Here is a 21911-nt window from a genome sequence, read left to right on the forward strand (position 1 = left end):
TATTTTTTTTTGAAATTAAACCCTTCTCATTTTATTGAGGAGGGTTTTTTTATTGTTTTTATTTTAGGTTTTCTTTTTTTGGGAACTTATTTTAACAATTCAAAAAATTATTTTTGTCTTTATTATTCTATATATTTGCTGTATTCGGGGGTCGACACTTTGACATTAATTTAAAAACACATGAAATATCTTATCCATACCAATAGATATTTTTATTTCTTTTTGCTATTTGGATTCCTCCATTCACATAGCAATGCGCAATCTTTTTTAAACAAACATTACTTGTCCGATGATATAGAGAATTTAATCAACTCAAATCCGGATCAAGCATTAAAAATTGCCCAGTACTTACTTAGTAAAACCAATACCAGCAATAAAGAAAAGGCCAAAGTTAATTTTTTGATTTCTAAAGCTTATTTAGTCAAAGGCGATTTTAGTAGTGCTCTAAATTTTCTGTATGAAGAGAAAAACTATGAGGACTACTTGACAGAAGAAGAGAAAATAGACATTGAAATTGGAAAAATTGTTCTTTTAAGAGAGCTTACACTTTACAAGCAATCCAAAAAATCTCTCGAAAATCTTGAAAACAAATTTAAAAATACACACGATAGTAAGTTAAAATTGTATTTAGAAGGTTCTATTGCCATTGAAAAAGCCCAATTTTTATTGAATGAAGGCAAAGCCGAAAAAGGTATAAGTTTGCTTAGAAAGCATGAGTCTTCTTTAAATAAAACATTTAAAAACAATAAAGATTTAGAGCTGAATTATATAATCACTCTCGGACAATTGTATTTTAAAGAAAGTGATTTGGTTCAGGCAAAAAAACATTTCGAATCGGCTATTGCATTAGTTAATAATCAGAATGGAGAGAATGTCTATTCAAAAATTGAAGCACTTCAGGGTTTGGCCGGAGTATATTTGGCTACAAAAGACCATCAAAAAGTTATAAATCTTAGTAACGAGGCTATGGTTTATGCTAAAGGACTTGGTAATCTTTTTTTGCAAGTTGAGATTATTCAGCAACAGAATTTGAGTTATTTGGCTTTGAATGACATGGCCAATTATAAGTTGACCAATACGCGGTTTTTTGAAGTCCAGCCAGAAACTGAAGCCCAAGAACAAGAAGCCATCAACACTGCTTACAATCTTATTTCGGATGAGTATTCAAAGGACTATGAAGATGACAAATCCGGTTATCTCAATACAATATACATAGTTTCGGGTATTTTCTTGGTTATTATACTCGTTTGTATCTTTTTTTGGCAAAAGACATTGCAACGCAAAAAAGGGTTGGATGTAATTATCAATTATATTGAAATAACCAGAAGCAATCTCATTGGCAGTTTCAGCATAACGGATAAAAAGCAAGAACCAAGAAAAAATGTGATTTTAAAAGAAACCGAAGAGCAGATTTTAAACAAATTAAAACGATTTGAAAGTTCTAAACGTTTTATCAATAAAGACATTTCACTTGCGGTTTTGGCGGGTCAATTGGACTCAAATACAAAATACCTCTCGGAGATTATCAATACCCATTATAACGTCAATTTTAACACCTATATCAACAAATTAAGAATCAATTATATCATTGAAAAGTTGAAGACTGATCCCAATTTCATCAATTATAAAATTAGTTATTTGGCTGAGAATTGCGGATTTTCTTCACATAGTAGTTTTGCTACAGTATTTAAATCCATAACCGGTATTTCTCCGGTGAAGTTTATAGAGTTATTAAATCAAGAAAAAGAGAACAATCTGTTAGAAGAATGATGGTTTACACGAAGACTATAGTATTGTTTATTGGATTTGTTGTTGGCTTGCTGACCACAACCACTTCGTATGCTCAAAACTATAAAAAACTCGATAGCATTCTTAAAGCCGGTTCCAACGAAATTTATGTCAATCCTGATAAAGTAATCAAAGAAGGACATCAAATTGTCAATCAGTCAGACAATGTCGATTATAAAATCAAAGGATATAAGTTGATTTCTGATGCCTATTCTGCTAAAAGAGATTATGAAAAATCTCTAGATTATCTGATTAGAGCTTCAGATTTATTAGACCAGTCAAATGATAAATTGCTCAAAATAAATATCATAAATAAAACGGGAATTCAGTACCATCAATTAAAAGTTTACGACAAAGCAATTCAATATTTGGACCAAGCGGAGCAACTGATCTCAGAGTATCCGTATAAGGATTCTATTCATGCTGAATTGGGAAAAAATTACATCGTAAGAGGTTTTATCTATAAAGAAAAGTTGAGTTGTGCCATTGCCATTGCATTTATGGATAGAGGTATAGCCGAGTTAAAGAAGTCAAAGGACAAATTAGGCGTTGCTTCCAAAGTTAGTATAGCGATATACAACAAAGGAAATTGCTACCTCTTGATGCATAATAACAAATTGGCACTCGAAAGTTTTAAAGAATCAGCAAAATTGGCCAAAGAGGTAAATGCGAAGAGTTTAGAGGCGTTTGCACTCAAAGGTTCGGCTAAAGTTTACACTTTGGAAGGCAACCACCTCGAAGCCATAAAAGCCTTAAATCTTGCCTTAGATCTTTCTTCAGAAGTGAATGACTTAATTTTAAATCAAGAAATCTATAAAGGTTTGTCCGAAAATTATTTGGCTATAAACCAATGGGATCAATTTAAGATTAATCAAAGCAAATTTATCGATGTTCAAAAACTTATTAAAGACCGTGAAAGAAGTTCAGTAGGCGAATCTTTAGGGGTAAAAGAACTCGAGTTAAAAGCAAAAAGAACAGAATTGTCTAATAAATTCTATTATTTATTGTTGTTTTTATTCATTCTTTTGGTCTTGATTGTTTTATTTTTCTACGTAATTATCAAACGAAAAGGAAAAGAAATTGAAGCCATAAAGAACCAAATCTACGTGTTGCAAAACAAAAAAGCGAAAGACGCTTAACACTCCATTTTTGCCTCCGAATTCCCCCGAATTTCTCCTATTGTACTTTGTAAATTCAGTAAATTACAAAGCAAAACCATTTTTCCCCTCTTGCTATTTTCGTATCTTAGTGTAAGGAATTTGAAATCACTGTGAATCACATGCTGTTTCTTTTGTGTGTCAAGGGTTTAAAGGCTTTGTGTTGTCGTGATTTCATCCTTGAAGAATGACGTTTATTGATAAAAAATGAAGCAGTTTTGCTTTAAAAATGTAAATATTTTAGCATTTCTAATAGCCAATTTAGATTGTTATACTTCATTTTTTTTTAGCGAGCATTTTTCAGAGAGAAAAGGCAAAATTTTGACAAAAAAAGCCAAAAAGAGTAACAAGATTTCGAATTAATTTTAAGAAGAACATCTTTCAAAAAATTAATTTTTAAAATGAATTAACATCACCAATTTAATAACTAACAAAATGCAGAAAAATTATCCCTTTTTTGAAACTACATTGCCAAAACCAGTAAACGGTATTTTTCAAAAAAATAATGTTAATGTAGATTATTTAATTAACCAAGTATTTCTTCAGCGATTTTTAGTTCTATTTTTATTGATAGTAACCAATCTTGGTTATAGTCAATTGACAACAGAACATTTCGAAAGCGGTATCCCAGGAACTTGGGCGGTTACTAGTAATTTAGTTTCACCTCCTGCAAACAACTGGGTTCATACACCGACCGGAGGATATCTGTCAAGTGGTGGTGCAACGGTAAATCCAGCACTTAATAATACAGTAGGTACTACAGCGGAGTATTTTATGATAACGCCTCAGTTTTTGACACCTACCAATGGTCAAATTCGTTTTTATACCAAGCAAGGTAGTTTTACGAACAGAGGAGCTACTTATCAACTTAGGATTTCAACTGCGAATCAGCCTGATATAACTAGTTTCAATGTGGTTTTACAAACTTGGACAGAAGCGAGTTTAAATGTAGCGCCAACAACTTATGAAGAAAAAATAGTCAATATACCAACCATACCTTCTGGTATTCCGGTTTATTTGGCATTTGTTGCTGTAACCAATCAAACCGGTGTTGCTGCTACTAGTGGTGATAGTTGGTTTGTAGATGGTGTTAGGGTAATATCAAGTTGTGATCCGGTAACGGCACCAATGATTGTTCCTTCAGAATCAGGAGCCGCAATATCATGGACACATCCCACGGCAACACAATTCGGAATAGATGTTGTTCCAACTGGAGCAGGTCATAGCGCATTAGGTACACCAACCGGAAATAGTTATAATGCAATTGACTTAGAACCTTCAACAACTTATGATGTTTATATTATCACCAATTGTGATGCAAGTACCAACAGTACATGGGCAGGTCCTTTTACTTTTACAACGACAACTGTTGGATTATCGTGTAATACAGCGATAAACGTCCCTTCAGATGTAACAACAACGCCTTATGTTTTAAGTGCCAATTTGGATGAATTTTACGATGCCAATACGTATGTTGAGTTAAATAGCCAAGGATTCAGTTGTCAACCGATTGGACAAACAGGAAATCTACTGTCAGGAAACCATGTTTATCTTTCTTATACACCAACTACTTCAGGATTAATTAATATTACACAAGTGGCAAATACTGCTTCAGGTGGTGGTGGTAATAATTGTTATAATACGCTTTCAAGTGTTTTTATTTTCGATGGTTGCGTAGGTGTTGGTACATCAGCAGGTTGTTTGGCAGCAATTGCCACTACTTCTAATGGTGTGCCGGTACAGATTCCAAATTTTTATGCCCAAGCGGGACAGAACTATGTTATTGTAATCTCATCACCATACCAACATACTAATCCGGGAGCAGGACTTTGTTTTACTTTTACTATTAGTGGTTCAACTTGTCCGGCACCTTCTCAACCATCATTGTCTATTGATAATCTACAGCAAACTACAGCAACAGCTTCATGGGACAATGTTCAAAATTTAGTGAGTGCTTGGGAATATATTGCCTTACCGGCAACTTTACCGGCACCTACTGCCGGTCAAACAGGGACAATTTCTACCAATACCAACATAAACAATCCATTGTCAAATCTTACTCCTGGATTGGCTTACAATTTATATGTGCGTTCGGTTTGTAACGGAACTCCGGGAGACTGGTCAGCACCAAGAGCTTTCACTACACAATGTAACGTTTTATCATTACCATATTATACAGGATTCACCAATGCTAATACTACAAACGGAATTCCTGAACCATGTTGGACATCTTTAAATTTAAACAATGATTTAAATGTATTTCATTATGGTCCAAATGCCTTTAGTGAGCCGGTTGCAAAATTACGTACTTCAACTGAAGGCGAAAACAATGATATGTTGGTGACACCAATATTTCATTTTGACGGCGTTACTCAAAAAAGACTGCGATTCAAGTACAATATTTATGGTAACTGGGGTCTTATTGTAGACAATCCTACTGGTGGACCAGGTTCATTTGAGGTGAAACTTTCTACAACAGGAGTAGGTGCATCAAATTTTACCACAACTATAATTCCTTTAGCTTCTTACACTACTGCGTATAACTTTGTTGAAATAATAGTGCCTTTACCAAATATTACAGGAGATGTGAATATTGCTTGGTTAGTACCACCTGGTGCTTTACAAACCGGAAGCTGGTTGTATATTGATGATGTTTATATCGAAGATTTACCAGCTTGTTCTGAACCTGCGTATCCAGTTGTAACTCCGGGAACATTGGATACAGATTCAGTTGAGATTTCTTGGACTAATGGTTATCAAAACACCCAATGGCAATTAGTAGCACAGCCTTTAGGAACGGGTACACCAACAACACCATTTGTCCCTGGAGCTGTTGTGAATATCGTGAGCACTAATCCGTTTACTATAACAGGGTTGAATCCGTCTACGCAATACGAGTTCTATATGAGAGCTTATTGTTCTGCGTCTGAACAAAGTATCTGGGTTGGACCTATTCAATTTAATACTTTGTGTATCGAACAGCCTACACCTTATTATGAAAGTTTTAATGACCCTGATCCTAACACTAAGAAATTTTGTTGGTCTACTAACAACGCTAATAATGACAATGCAGAGTGGATAATCAACGAAACAGACGCAAACATACGACCACAACCTATTTCTTTTTTTGATCCTTTTCAATCCTATGATGATTGGTTAATAAGCGTACCGGTGAATGCCGTTGGCCCTAAAAGACTACGTTTTAAATACAGAGTAACTGCTCCAATAGGTCCTATCGCATTATTCCCAAGAGGAAACTTTGAAGTGTTGATGTCCTCAACACCTGATTTTGCTACTTATACTACTTTGATTCCGTTACATGATTTCACTAACGAGAGTTTTATGGAAGATTCGGTTTTATTTACAGGAGCAGGAACAACCTATATTGCCTTCCGTCTTCCACCGAATATGCCTAATCCGACACAAACAGGTCTAGTAACAATCGACGATTTTGTAATTGAAGATGCGCCGGCTTGTCCTAATCCGAATTCAGCAAGTTTAACAGCAACTAATATAACACCAACATCTGCGGATTTATCCTGGACACCAGGAGCTACTGAAACACAATGGGAAGTGGTTATTCAGGCACCAATGTCAGGAGTTCCAACTGGTTCAGGAGTTACCGTAAATGCAATACCAACATACCAAGCAACGCTAACAGAAAATACAGCTTACGAATACTATGTTAGAGCAGTTTGTAATGATACAGAAAGCAGCGAATGGGTTGGGCCATTCCCTTTCAGAACCACTTGTAATGCCTTACCAACACCGTTTATCGAAACTTTTGATAGTAATTCACCAACAGAAACTTGTTGGACGATTTATAATAACAATGCAGACGCTAACGCTTGGAATCTTAATCAAACTGCCCAACCGATGTTTGGTAACCAAATGGCCGCTTTGTTTACCGGTATGAATGGTGCCAATAATGATTGGTTAATTACACCAACCCTTACAGCACATGCCGGACAAAGACTCCGTTTTTACTATAGAACATACAGTAACGGAGATTTTGAAGAGGATTTAAAAGTGATACTTTCCACAAATGGCGTAGCTACCAATCAGTTTTCAACGATTTTATATGAAAATAATATTGTCCGTCCTACAGATGGGACAGGAATAGTTCAGGGTTCTAATACAATAACTTTAACTTCTGTTGAAGGGGTTAGAATAGGAGACAGGGCTGATTTGGCTTGGCAAATTCCATTCGGCGCAACAGTTACTGCCATCAATGGATTAACTGTAACGATATCACAAGGAGCATATTCAACTTTGGCAGGTCCTTTAGACATTACATTTGTTCATGAGGTTATAAGTAGTACTACTGTGAGAGAAAAAGTGATTAACTTGACAGATATTACGTCAGATACCAATATTAATATTGGTTTTCATACTCCATTTTTCCCACCAAATCCATGGAATTACAGAGGGCAGTATACTTTTATTGACAACGTAATTGTAGAAGACATTCCGGCTTGTCCATCTGTAATCAACGTTTCAACATCAAATATTCTTGATGTTTCGGCAGAGGTTAATTGGGAAACTACCGGTGCAGAAACCTCGTGGCAAATTTCAGTTCAGCCTTATGGTACACCACCACCAACAGGAGATACATTACCGGCTTATCTTTATACCGCTAATGCTCATCCCTACACGGTTACAGGATTGACCCCGTCAACTTTGTACCAATATTATGTGAGAGCAGTATGTAGCGATTCTTCACAAAGCGAATGGGTTGGTCCATTTGAAATTTTGACAAAATGTGATTATACTAATGTATGTCAATATACTATTTCAGTTACTAATGGAAATACAGGGACAGTTACGGATAATGTTAGTGTAATTCAAAATGGTGTTGAGGTGCAAGCAATTGAATTTCCTGGTTTTGGTCAGCCTGCTGTTTTAGATTACCCTGTGTTCTTATGTACAGGTGTTGAGTACTCTTTATATTGGAATGGATTTGGAAGTGGCGTTCAATATTCAGAAGCGCAAATTTTCATCAGAGACGAAGCCAATAATATTGTTTGGACCAGTCCGTTAGGATTAGGATTGGTAAATACAACTTTGTTTACAGGTATTGCCAGTTGTGGTGTGGTAACTTGCCCACAACCAACCAATTTGGCTGTAAATAACCAAGGAGTTTTCTCATGGACACCGGGTGGTTCAGAAACCCAATGGGAGGTTTTTGTTCAGCCTTATGGAAACGGAACGATTCCTCAATCAGGAACTATTGTAAATTCACCATCTTATACTCCGGCAGCTGCAGATTTTATTAATGCTGCTGACGGTACTTATGAATATTTGGTTCGTGCCGTTTGTGGCCCTTCAGATAAAAGTTACTGGTCTGGGCCAAAAGTATTTATTAGAAATGACGAAGCTGCTAATGCAGTTCACTTACAGGTAAATACCGGATCAAGCTGTGAAGTTTCGGGAGCAGATGCTTCTTTTATTTCAGCAACTGCTTCTACTGTTCCAACTTCTTGTTCGGGAGTGAATAGTGGAGATATTTGGTATGATTTTGTGGCAACCTCAAAAGTTCATGTTATCGAATTAAGCGACTTCGCTCCGGGAACATATTATACCGGTGGTTTTGTTGGTGCTTGGCCACAGATAATGATGTCTTTATATGAAGTACAAACCGATGGGTCTATGGTTGAAAAAGGATGCAGCAATAACAATTCTTTTGTAGCTAAATATTCAAGTGAACTAGTGGTTGGAAAAACTTATAAAATTAGATTGACTTTAAATGACCCAGGAGTATCCGATAAAACATTCCATATCTGTGTGACTACACCAGAAGATTTGTGTGATATGGATGCCTTTAATTATAGTTTTGAGAAGTTGCCAATGCAATATGTGTCTGGAGTTTCAACTATTCTTAATTCAAGAGTGATACCGGGTTGGAGAACCAATACCGATTGGGGAACCATGTTCTTCCTTGAAGGAAACAATATAGGCGTTACACCATTTGAAGGTGGACAATGTCTTCAATTAACGCAAGATGGAGAAGACGAATGGAATCCGAGCGATCCAAATATCAAAGGGCTGTACAAAGATTTTGATACGTCTCAAATTACGATGATGGACTTTAGTTTTGCCAGTGCAACAAGACAAACTGGTGGTAATGGTACCACTTTACAATTATTTGCCGGACCACCTTCAGGACCGTTTACAGTAATTGCAGAAGATAACGCCAATAGTTCAAACTGGGATTTAGTGCAAGGAACTTATGATATCCCGAGTGGACAAACCACAACACGTTTTATTTTCCGCACAGTAGGAAATGCTATTGGACATCTTTTAGATGCAGCCAATTTCAAAGCCAATGTGGATATCGAGATTGATACTGCTGATACTACTTTAGATTGTACAACAACAAGTATGGCTTTTGATGCTAACGGAGTAGGAGTTTGGGAAGCAGATGCAAACAATCCCGGAACTACAACTATTGAAACGCCAAACAGCGGCGCAACAAACGTTTCCGGATTTACAACTCCCGGTAGCTACATTTTCCATTGGAAAACTGCTTACTGTGATAGAGTAATAACGATTACCAAACAAGGAACTACAGAAACAGCTCAAGTAGTTAATCCAACTATTTATTGTGTGAATGATGTAGCTACTCCATTGACAGCAACTGTTTCAACTGGCAATACAATCAACTGGTATACGCAAGCAATAGGTGGCGTTGGTACAGCGATTGCTCCAACACCAAGTACCGCTATAGCCGGAAACTCACAAGTATTCTATGCTGCGGCAGTAGATACTAACGGATGTGAAGGACCACGCGCTGAAATTGTAGTACAAGTGAATGATTTGCCAACGGCTACTATTTCAGGCACAACAACAGTTTGTGAAGGTTCAACAGCAACAATCACATTCAATGGAACACCAAACGCAGTAGTTACTTATACCATAAACGGTGGTTCAAACCAAACAATCACTTTAGATGCTACTGGTCTTGCAACATTGACTACAGCAGTTTTAATAGCCAATGCCAGTTACGATTTAGTAAGTGTTACTTCTTCAGGAACTAATCCTTGTAGTCAAGTTCAAACAGGAAACGCTTTAGTAACTGTTGAGACATTGCCAACAGCTACAATTTCAGGAAATACCGATATTTGTGAAGGCACAACAGCGACTATTACATTCAATGGAACCGCAAATGCAACAGTAATTTACACTGTTGATGGTGGAGCTGATCAAACTATTGTCTTGAATGGTTCGGGAACGGCAACAGTTACAACGCCTGTATTGACTGTAAATAGTATTTATACTTTAGTAAGTGTAACCGCTTCAGGAACTTTAGCGTGTAGTCAACCACAAACCGGAACAGCAACGGTTACCGTAAATGCTTTACCAACGGCTACTATTTCAGGAACAACTTCAATTTGTTCAGGAGCTACTACAGTAATCACTTTTACCGGAACTCCAAATGCGACAGTAACTTATACTGTTGATGGCGGAGCTAACCAAACTATCATTTTGAATGGTTTGGGAACTGCAACAGTTACAACGCCGGCATTGACAGCCAATAGTACTTATGCTTTAGTAAGTGTAGCTTCGGGAACATCAACTTGTAACCAAATCGTAACCGGTACTGCAGTTATTACAGTAGGAGCATTACCAACGGCTACTATTTCCGGAACGGCAACTGTTTGTCAAAACGCGGCTAATCCAACGATTACTTTTACCGGTGCCAATGGTGCGGAACCTTATACCTTCACCTATACTATCAACGGTGGGGCAAACCAAACTTTAACAACAACAACCGGGAACAGTGTATCCATCAGTGTACCAACAGCAACAGTCGGAGTATTTACTTATGACTTAGTAAGTGTTGCCAGCGCAGGATTATCTTCATGTTCTCAAACACAATCAGGTTCAGCTGTAGTAACAGTTGAAGCTTTACCAACCGCAACTATTTCGGGAACAACTACAATTTGTACCGGATTAACTGCAACGATTACATTTAATGGAACAGCGAATGCCACAGTAACTTATACAGTGAACGGTGGTGCCAACCAAACGATAGTTTTAGATGGATCGGGTAATGCTACAATTACTACTACAGCTTTAACGGCTACTACAACTTATACGTTGGTAAGTGTAACGTCATCAACAGTTGCCGCTTGTAGTCAAGCACTAACAGGTGCTGCTGTTATCACTGTAAACCCATTGGCTGCGCCAAATGTAACTTTCAGTTATGCCAATGCTTGTATCAATGCAACTGCTAATCCATTACCGATATTGCCGGTCAATTTTACCACTGGCGGTACATTCAGTTCAACTTCGGTAACGGTTAACCCAACGACCGGAGCTGTGACTTCGTTAACTTTAGGGTCTCATCAAATTACTTATACGCTTGCGGCCAATACTGCAACATGTACAGACGGAGGAACATTTACAGCAACGATTGTTATTTCGGCAGGAATTACACCGGTTACAGGCTTCAGTTATGATGCTACTTTTTGTGCCAATGCTGCGAATGCTTTACCAACAACGGTAACCGGATTTACAACAGGCGGAACATTCAGTTCAACAGCAGGTTTAATTATTAATCCAACAACCGGTGAAATCAATATTGAAGGTAGTAATTCGGGTAGTTATATTATTACCTACACCATTCCTGTTGACACCGCTACTTGTAATGTTGGTGGATCAACCAATTTTACTATCACGATCTTATCTGACTTGTCATTCTCAATCGATGCTTCTTGTCAAAACAGTATGCTTACTTTGGGTGTTATCGAAGCAAGCTTTAATACTGATGCAGCTAGTTATACTTGGACGCAAGGAACGACTACAGTAGGTACAAATGCTACATTAAATGTAGACGAGTTTATGGCTCAAAATCCATCATTGTTATTGCCATTAGTATTCAACTTAACCGTTACATTAAACGGATGCGACTCAACAATGAATTTCACCGTAGAAAACAATCCTTGTCGTATAATTCCAAGAGGTATTTCGCCTAACAATGATCAAGTCAACGATACTTTTGATTTGACAGGTTATGGTGTGAAAGATATTATCATTTTCAACCGTTACGGTACAAAAGTGTTCTCTTTCTCAGGAAATTATACCAACCAATGGAGAGGACAATCAGACGGCGGTGATGAATTGCCTGATGGAACTTATTTCTACAGTATTCATACTACAGAAGGTTCAAACAAAACAGGTTGGGTATACATCAACAGAGAGTATTAATCAAATAGTTACAGATAGTTTCTTGAGAAACTTTAATAAATAAAAATGACACACCTAATGAAAAAAGGATATTTAGTACTGGCATTACTATCATTGTTCGCAATGGAAGTTCAAGCACAACAAGATCCACATTATACGCAATACATGTATAATATGAATGTCATGAATCCTGCTTATGCCGGTTCAAAAGAAAATATTTCGGGCGGATTACTTTACCGTCAACAATGGGTTGGATTAGAAGGCGCGCCAAAAACAGCAACTTTTGCCATTCATAGTCCGGTTGGAAAAAATGTGGGCTTGGGTTTGTCTGCCATTTCAGATAAAATCGGTCCGGTGGAAGAAACCAATGTCTTTGGAGATTTCTCTTATACCATTAATATGGGCGGACAAAGTAAGTTGGCTTTCGGTTTAAAAGCCGGAGCCACTTTTCAAAAAATCGGTTTGTTTTCTGAAATCGGAAACGGTTATACACAACAACCGGGCGATTTTGCTTTTGATGAAAACAGTAGCAACATCAAATTGAATATTGGGAGCGGATTATTTTTCTATACCGATAAATACTATGCTGCTTTGTCGGTGCCTAATATGTTAGACGGAAAACATCTTGATATTACTCGTAACGGACAGGAATACCAATTTGGAAGCGATACCCAACACTACTTTTTAACCAGTGGTTATGTGTTTGATTTGTCGGCTACTACCAAATTCAAGCCGTCTTTTATGCTAAAATCAGCATTCAAAGCACCGACGTCTTTAGATTGTTCGGCTAATTTTTTATTCTTAGATAAATACGAAATAGGGGGAACTTATCGTTTAGACGATTCCTTTGGAGCTATGGTTAACGTTGCCGTTACGCCATCAATTAGAATTGGTTATGCTTACGACCATGTAATTTCAGATATTAAAGGAACGGCTCCGGCTTCGCATGAGTTTATGTTGTTATTTGACTTAAATTTGTCTAAAAAAGTTTCTGTTTCACCAAGATTTTTCTAAAAAAACCAACCATGAAGAAAACTTATATCACCTTTAGTTTGATATTATTACTAACTGCAAGTTACGGGCAAAATAACGCAACAGTCAAAGCGGACAAACTTTTTGAAAGTTACCAGTATGTTGCCGCCATTGAAGAATACCAAAGACTGGCAGAAAGCAAAGGCGCTAACGAATACATCTATTCCCAATTGGCAGAGAGTTACTACAATGTTTTTGATTCTGAAAATGCGTCAAAATGGTTTGCAAAAGCCACTGCAAAAGGAAAAGCTGAAGCGGAAACCTATTACCGATATGCACAAACTTTAAAAGTTTTAGGAAAATATCAGGAAGCCAATAAACAAATGGATGTTTTTGCTAAAATGATGCCGAAAGATGAAAGAGCAAAAGAACATTTAGCAAACCCAAATTACATCCCGAGTTTGGCCAACAATTCAAAATTATTTGACGTTGCGGATACCAATATCAACAGCAAAGGGCAAAGTGATTTTGGCGCTTTGTTAACGAACGACAATACCCTTTATTTTGCCAGTACCAGAAACAGTTCCAATAAAACGGATAAGTGGAACAACCAACCTTATTTAGATATCTATCAATCGACCAGAAGTGAGAACGGAAGTTTTTCTGAACCAACTCCGGTAAGAGAATTGAATACCCCTTTCCACGATGGTCCGGTTACGTTGAGTGCTGACGGAAACACCATGTTCTTCGCCAGAGACGGTCACAGTGAAAAGCAATACGAAAAAAACAAAAATACCAATACACAAATTGGTCAACAAGGAATTTACAAAGCCACTAAAACGGATGGTAAATGGTCGAATGTAGAAGCATTGCCTTTTAACAGTACAAGTTATTCGGTTACCAATCCAAGTTTGAGTAAAGATGGTAAAACTTTATATTTTGCCTCTAACATGCCAGGCGGATTAGGAGAATCTGATATCTGGAAAGTATCAGTAGAAGCCAATGGTTATGGCAAACCTCAAAATTTAGGACCAAATGTAAATACAGCCGACAAAGAAAATTTTCCTTTCATCGCTGAAGACAATACGCTGTATTTTGCCACTATGGGCAGACAAGGATTGGGTGGTTATGATGTTTACAAAGCCAATTTAAATGATCCAAAACCGGCTCAAAATTTGGGCAAACCGGTAAATAGTGAGAAAGATGATTTCTCTTTCAGCTTTAATAAAAATTCGAATGTTGGTTATTTTTCTTCTAACAGAAAAGGAACTGATGCGATATTTTCTGCGGCACCAATTTGTAAAGCAGAAGCGATTGTTTTAGTAACCAATAGTAAAACGAAAGCGCCATTAGCGAATGTTTCAGTGGCTATTTTAGACTTAAAAGGAAATGTAATCGCTACCGAAAAAACCAATGCAGAAGGAAAAGTAAGTTACCCAATCGAATGTAATTTGGGTTACGGATTGCAAGCATCAGCTCAAAATTTTGAAACGGCAACTTCAGCAGTAAAAGCTGATAAAGCCGGAGAAACCACCGTTGAGATGGCGCTGGTTCCATCGGAAGTGATCATTACGGATACAGAAGTGATTCTCAATCCGATTTATTTTGAATATGATAAGAGTAACATTACTGCTCAGGGTGCGATTGAGTTGAATAAATTAGTAAAAGTGATGCAAGACAATCCGTCGATGGTAATTTTTGTAAAATCGCATACAGACTCAAAAGGAAGCTTGAATTATAACTTGAATTTATCCGAAAGAAGAGCACAATCTACGGTTCAGTATCTTATCTCAAAAGGAATTTCTCAAGGCCGAATTTCCGGAAAAGGATTTGGAAGTACTGAGCAAAAAGTTAAATGTGGCACTAATTGTACGCAAGAACAAGATGCTCAAAACAGACGTTCAGAGTTCTTGATTATAAAAAAATAGATTTTTAATAAAATACGTTACGGACATTGTTCAAGGGTTAAAAGTTAAAATATCAATGTTCGGAAAATGATAGCTAATCTCAACGAAAATTTGGGATTGGCTATTATGCATAAATACAATGATTTAATGAAGAATGTTTTAAAGTTGATTTTAGCCTTGGTTTTTACCAACACTATCGTGGCGCAAATAGAGCCCAATGATTGTGTCAATGCTATTATTGTATGTGGAAACGGAAGTTTTACTTCTAATGCAAGTGGCAGTGGCAACACACAGGAAATTAATGCCTGTGGCGGATTGGAAAGTAATTCTATTTGGTTAGAGATAAATATTGTTCAAGCCGGAACTTTGGGATTCAATTTGATTCCTGATGATCCTAGTGTTACCGTTGATTATGATTTTTGGGTATTTGGACCCAATGCGGTTTGTGGTGCGTTAGGTGCACCAATTCGATGTGCAACGACCAACCCGCAACAAGCCGGAATGACCAACAATCTTACCGGAATGTACGGCTCAACTTTGCTCACGCAAACTGGTCCTGGCGCTAGTGGAAACGGATATGTGAGATGGTTGAATGTTTTGCCTGGACAATCCTATTATATCGCCATTGACAGACCGGCAGGTGATGGAGGATTTCAAATACAATGGATTGGATCAGCGATGACAGGAACAGGTGCTTTTACTTCGCCGCCGCCGGCAAACGCAATCCCTGATGTTTTAACGTGTAGCAATACACCTAATATTGGAATCTATAATCTTGATACCGTTAGACCACTCATAAATGCTGATACTACAAATAATATCATATCGTTTCATACTACACTGGCGAATGCCATTGATAATGTAAATCCGTTACCGGATATTTATGCCAATACTTCCAATCCGCAAACCATCTATGTCAGAGTAACTGATATAGTATCCGGTTGTTCCAGTACAACGGAATTTGATTTGGTAGTGAATTTGGTGCCCAATGCTTCGGTAAGTATTTCGAGTACTTCTATCTGTGCCGGCGAAAGTGTTACGACTACTTTTTCAGGAACTCCCAATGCGACCTTTTCTTATACCATTAATGGCGGAGTAACGCAAACAGCTGTTTTAGACCCTTTAGGGATTTTTACTTTAACCCAATCACCGACAGCTAATACAACTTATACCTTAACAGGGGTAAGGATTTTGGATGGATCGGGAGCTACAATTTGTTTTCAACCACTTAATCAGTCGGTGTCAGTTACTGTCAATCCGTTGCCAACAGTGACCCTCTCCGGGACAACAACCATTTGCTCCGGAGCTACGGCAGTTATTTCCTTTAACGGAACACCCAATGCAACCGTTACTTATACCGTTGACGGTGGTGCCAATCAAACTATAGTTTTAGATGGAAGTGGTTTAGCTAGTTTAACAACACCTGCATTAACGGTTAGTAGTACTTATGATTTAGTAAGTGTTGCCTCGTCAGGAACACCGGTTTGTAGTCAATCTCAAACGGGTTCTGCAATAATAACAGTTGTTAATCTGCCGACTGCTACAATTTCAGGAACCACCTCTATTTGTTCAGGGTCAACTACGGTCATTAGTTTCAGTGGTACTCCAAATGCAACAGTAACTTACACTATAAATGGAGGAAGTAATCAAACTATTGTTTTGGATGGAACAGGCGCTGCCAACTTTACAACACCAGCCTTGATTGCAAATACTACTTATGATTTAGTTGGTGCGGCAACTTCCGGAGTACCTTCTTGTAGTCAAGCCCAAACAGGTTCCGCCATTGTGACTATTAGTGCAACTCCAACGGCAACCATTTCCGGAACAACAACCATTTGTTCAGGAAGTACAGCAGTTATTACCTTTAACGGGACACCTAATGCAACAGTTACTTATACTGTCAATGGAGGTGTTAATGAGACGATAGTTTTGAATAGTTTAGGTTCAGCAACCTTGACCACTCCAGCATTAATTTCGAATAGCGTTTACACTCTAGTAAGTGTGGCATTGTCAGGAACACCGCCTTGTAGTCAAGCACAAACAGGTATAGCCACAGTAACGGTTCTTCAATTGCCGACAGCTACAATATCAGGGACAATAACAATCTGTTCGAGCAATTCGGCAGTGATTTCTTTTAATGGTACTCCGAATGCGACAGTTACTTATACTGTAGATGGAGGCGCTAATCAGACTACTGTTTTAGATGGAACAGGTTTAGCATCACTAACAACTCCAATATTAACGGTAAGTAGTACTTATGCATTAGTAAGTGTTTCTTTGCCGGGTGCCATTGCTTGTCTTCAAAACCTCAGTGGAAGTGCCGTGGTTACGGTCAATCCATTACCGGTGATTACGAATGTTCCTTCAAATATAACAGTTTGTTCGGGTGATACTGTAGCCACTAATGCTTTTGTAAGCTTGCCGGCTGGAGCAAATTTCACTTGGACCAACAGTAATCCTTCTATTGGATTAGCGGCTTCAGGAACGGGTAATATTCCAAATTTTGGAGCCTTTAATAATGGACCATCAGTTACGGCAACTATCAATATCACAGCCACATTAAATAACTGTGCCACTTCGGGTTCTTATACTATCACGGTTAATCCGGTTCCGGTACCCAATCCTTTAATTTCAGATTACGAATTGTGTGATTACAATTCAACAGGTGATGAGATTGAGGTATTTACTTTAAATAGCATGGATATTGAGATTGCCAATGGACAAACTAATGTAACGATCAGTTATTATTTAACTCAAGGTGATGCTCAAACGCAAACTAGTCCGCTTGCAAATACTTATTCTAACAATGGCAATCCTCAACAAATTTGGATTAACATTAGCGATAATGCGACAGGTTGTGATGCGGTGAGTTGGTTTAATTTGGTGGTGAATCCATTGCCAATTGCTACTACACCTGAACCTATATTCCAATGTAGTAATGGTGCGACGCCTCAGGCAGAGTTTGATTTAACTATCAATGAAGGGGTTGTAACAGCAGGTAATACTTCACTAGTTACCGTGACTTATTACACTACTTTACTTGCTGCTCAAAATGCGACAAGCCCGATAACTACTCCAGATACTTACATTGGCACGGATAACGAAATTGTTTACATCAGAGTAGAGGATAATGTTACAGGTTGTTATGCTACGACCACGCAATTGCTTAGAGTAACCCAAGGACCAATTGCCATCACACCACAAGCTCTTCATTATTGTGATCCAAACAATGACGGATTTGGCTTCTTTGATTTAGAATCTGCCTCGACAGAGATAGCCGGAGGCATATGGCCACTACTAGGTGTTTCCATCACTTATCATGAAACTGAGACTGATGCGCTGCTTGGCGCTAATCCAAAACCTAGCCCATACGAGAATATCAATCCATGGACGCAAACTATTTATGTCAGAGTATTTTATACTTTGACAGGATGTGCTAATTATGTTCAATTACAGTTAATTGTTGATCCAACGCCAGAGGCTACAGAGCCTGATGATTATGAATTGTGTGATTACACGGGACAAATAGGTTATGAGGCTTTTGACTTGACAACGACTGAGCCGCAGATATTAGGGACTATTGACCCATCATTAGTGAATGTAACTTTCCATCCAACTTTTGTAGATGCACAGAACGAGACAGCTACTATCACTGGTGTGACGAATTACATCAACCAAACCCAATGGAGCCAAACTTTATTTGTACGAGTAGAGTTTATAGCGACAGGTTGTTATGATATTGTTGAGTTAGATTTGATTGTTAATCCATTACCCAATGCTACCCAGCCGAATTATCCGCAGTATACTTTGTGTGATTACAACGGCGCGATAGGTTTTGAGACCTTTGATTTACTTTCCCAAGTTGATCCGATATTATTGGGACAACAAGGCATGAGTGTTACTTTCTATCCAAGTTTGGCTGCTGCTCAGGCGCAAGTGCCGGGTACTTCGATTAATGAGACACACCCTGATTTGCAGTATCCTAACCAAATTATCTATGTTCAGACTTTAGGCGTGGTGATTACCAATACTCTTACCGGTTGTTATAGTATCTCTACGATAGATATTAGAGTAGTACCATTACCAACACCGATTCCACCAACAGCACCTTACACGATTTGTGATGAGAATCAGGATGGCTTTTCGAGTTTTGATTTAGCGACTTTGACCGCAGATATTTTACAAGGCGCCAATTACATATTGACTTTCTATGAAACCCTAAGCGATGCTGAGCTAGGCAATCTTGTGACGGCAATTGACATTACTCAGTTGTATGATAATATCAATCCGTTTACCCAAATCTTGTATGTGAGAGCTGAGGATCCACTTACAGGTTGTTGGAGTGTTATCCCAATTGTATTGAATGTAAACCCAAGTCCTATAGCCCCAATTAATTTGGATGATATTGTGGTTTGTGATACAGACAACAACAATCAAAGTGCTAGTACAATAGTTGATTTAACGGTAAGAACCCCTGATGTTTTAGCCCAACAACCACTAGCAGCCAGTAATTATACAATCACTTATCATACCACATTGCTACGCGCACAAAATGATATTCCAATCATCCCTGCGACTAGTTATTTGGCTACGACCAATCAAACGATTTGGGTGAGAGTAGAGGACAACACTACAGGATGTTTTAATATTGGCGAATTTGATATTATTGTTAATATTCCATTATTACTCATCACCCCAACACCACTGAGTTTGTGTGATGATGATGCGAATCCGAATGACCAATTCCACAGCTTTGACTTGACGATAAGAGATGTGATGATTACCCAAAGTTTATCAGGTTATACCGTAACCTATTATCCAAGTTATGCTTTGGCGCAGGCAGGCAATCCAGCCAATGCTATTGCTACACCAACGGCTTATACCAATACCTCACCGGCAGTTCAAACATTAGGAGTTGTGGTAACTAGTGCCGCGGGTTGTTCCAGTGTAACGACTTTAGACATCAGAGTCTTACCTATCCCAACGCCAAACACGAATCCACCGAGCTTAGGAGCGAAGTGTGATGACAACAATCCCGGCGATATGATGGAGGTATTTGACTTAACGGTTAATGCGGCTTATATCTTAAATGGCGACCCTAATTTAACGCTACATTATTACCACAGCCAAGCCGATGCTTTAGTGCCACAGAATGAAATTCCACTGTCCACAGTAACAGCAGCTTTAGTAGGAGATGTTGATCCAAATGAGCAAAGTGTATGGATAAGAGTAGAGAACAACAGAATAGATTCTTTTGGCAATCATTGTTTTGTACTGGTGGAGCAACCTTTAACGGTTAATCCTTTACCAACAGTAGTGCAGCCACTGGCACCTTACAGGGTATGTGATAATGATACTGATGGACTGGCAGCATTTGATTTGACCAATCCAATCTTAGCAACCGCTATTTTGGGAGCCACTCAAAACCCGGCTGATTTTACCATTACATATTACTTAACCCAAGCAGGGGCAAATCCGCTGACTAATACCGGAGAAACTCCGCTACCAAACAATTACACCAACACGACACCGGACAGCCAAAACATCTACATCAGAGTAGTGAACAATGCTACAGGTTGTGTTAATGCCACCGGAGTACTTACTTTGGCAGTAGAGGAATATGCTCAGGCTACAGGACCACAGAGCTTCTCGAGTTGTGATACTTACACCGACCCTTATGATGGTGTGTTCCAATTGGATTTAACCCAGTACGAGACTGCGATATTAAACGGACAAGACCCATTGGTGTTCTTGATTAGTTACTATCACACCCAAGCCGATGCAGAACAAGGCATCAATGCCATCACCTTGGCAGAAGCACAAGCTTACATTACCCAACCCGATACTGACCAAATTTGGGTTAAGGTAGAGAACAGCAGCAATAGCATTACCCCATTCTGTTATGCGCTTACTACAATCGATATCGAGATAGAGCGTTACCCGAATCCAATTATCACTACACCAAATGGAGTGACGACGATTTGTGTTGACTTTACCAGTGGATTGGTAGTAAGACCACTGACACTAAACAGCAATATTCCAAATCCGGCGGATTATACCTTTGAGTGGTATGAGGGCACGACGTTAATACCGGGAGCAACAGGTTCAACTTATACCGTTGACACGGCTTCGCCAACAGGAGCCACGAGAAGCTACACCGTTAGAGTAATTAGCAACAGTCTGCTGGCTTGTGAGACTACTTCATTAGGTTTTGATGTGATACAATCAGGACCGGCTAGTATTTCGACAGGTACGGCAGGATATACCGTAACCAATGCGTTTACCAATAGTCAAATCATCACCGTGACAGTGGAAGGCTGGGGCACTTATGAATACAGTTTGGATGACGGCCCAAGACAGACGAGTAATATCTTTGAAGGTGTGTCGTTAGGAAATCATGTGATCCATGTTTGGGATACTGAAGGCGGAATCGCTTTTAGTTGTGAGGAATTAATGATCAATGATGTTCAGGTGATTGATTATCCACATTACTTTACGCCAAACGGAGATGGTATTCATGATACTTGGAATGTAGTAGGATTATTTAATTATGCAGCTCAAACCAAAATCTTCATCTTTGACCGCTACGGAAAATTACTGAAACAAATCAGTTCGGCAGGAGATGGATGGGACGGAACCTACAACGGACAACCGTTACCTTCAACAGATTACTGGTTTACGGTAGATTATCCGGAGCAAGGCGGCATGAAGCAATTTAAAGCGCACTTCTCGTTGAAACGATAAGCAGTACACAAATAAGAAAAGCCACTCGATTGAGTGGCTTTTCTGTTGTGATAGAAAATTGATTTGTCTAATTAGCCCCGATAGGAGCTGGCTACCTTGTAGCGCGGATAGCGGGAGCTGTATTGAAAGAAAGCAAAATGGTCTGCTCCTAAAA

General features: G+C 38.5%; 6 protein-coding genes. All 6 read left to right on the forward strand.

The window, feature by feature from the left end; all coding sequences use genetic code 11:
- The first annotated feature begins 180 nt into the window (after nt 1-180).
- Nucleotides 181-1770, forward strand: a complete 1590-nt coding sequence (locus C8C84_RS06275) for a tetratricopeptide repeat protein (protein ID WP_121312719.1) — start codon at nt 181-183, stop codon at nt 1768-1770.
- Nucleotides 1767-2927, forward strand: a complete 1161-nt coding sequence (locus C8C84_RS06280; protein WP_121312720.1) for a tetratricopeptide repeat protein — start codon at nt 1767-1769, stop codon at nt 2925-2927. The genes C8C84_RS06275 and C8C84_RS06280 overlap by 4 nt, the downstream gene beginning before the upstream one ends.
- Nucleotides 2928-3380: 453 nt before the next feature.
- Entirely contained in the window at nt 3381-12155 is an 8775-nt protein-coding gene (locus C8C84_RS06285; protein ID WP_121312721.1) for a choice-of-anchor J domain-containing protein, read from the forward strand.
- A gap of 57 nt (nt 12156-12212) precedes the next feature.
- Nucleotides 12213-13148 (forward strand): type IX secretion system membrane protein PorP/SprF, encoded by a 936-nt coding sequence (locus C8C84_RS06290; protein ID WP_121312722.1) that lies wholly within the window; start codon nt 12213-12215, stop codon nt 13146-13148.
- 11 nt (nt 13149-13159) lie between these two features.
- A complete protein-coding gene (locus C8C84_RS17275) occupies nt 13160-15034 on the forward strand; it encodes an OmpA family protein (RefSeq protein ID WP_121312723.1) in 1875 nt (624 codons plus the stop codon).
- Nucleotides 15035-15100: 66 nt separating this feature from the next.
- A complete protein-coding gene (locus C8C84_RS06300; RefSeq protein ID WP_121312724.1) occupies nt 15101-21757 on the forward strand; it encodes a T9SS type B sorting domain-containing protein in 6657 nt (2218 codons plus the stop codon).
- Nucleotides 21758-21911 lie beyond the last annotated feature (154 nt).

The sequence above is a fragment of the Flavobacterium sp. 102 genome, assembly GCF_003634615.1.
Lineage (GTDB): Bacteria > Bacteroidota > Bacteroidia > Flavobacteriales > Flavobacteriaceae > Flavobacterium.

Bases quoted from the DNA above. Each gene is read 5' to 3' on its own strand.
- C8C84_RS06275 (WP_121312719.1), top strand. From the start codon at position 181: ATGAAATATCTTATCCATACCAATAGATATTTTTATTTCTTTTTGCTA.
- C8C84_RS06280 (WP_121312720.1), top strand. From the start codon at position 1,767: ATGATGGTTTACACGAAGACTATAGTATTGTTTATTGGATTTGTTGTT.
- C8C84_RS06285 (WP_121312721.1), top strand. From the start codon at position 3,381: ATGCAGAAAAATTATCCCTTTTTTGAAACTACATTGCCAAAACCAGTA.
- C8C84_RS06290 (WP_121312722.1), top strand. From the start codon at position 12,213: ATGAAAAAAGGATATTTAGTACTGGCATTACTATCATTGTTCGCAATG.
- C8C84_RS17275 (WP_121312723.1), top strand. From the start codon at position 13,160: ATGAAGAAAACTTATATCACCTTTAGTTTGATATTATTACTAACTGCA.
- C8C84_RS06300 (WP_121312724.1), top strand. From the start codon at position 15,101: ATGATAGCTAATCTCAACGAAAATTTGGGATTGGCTATTATGCATAAA.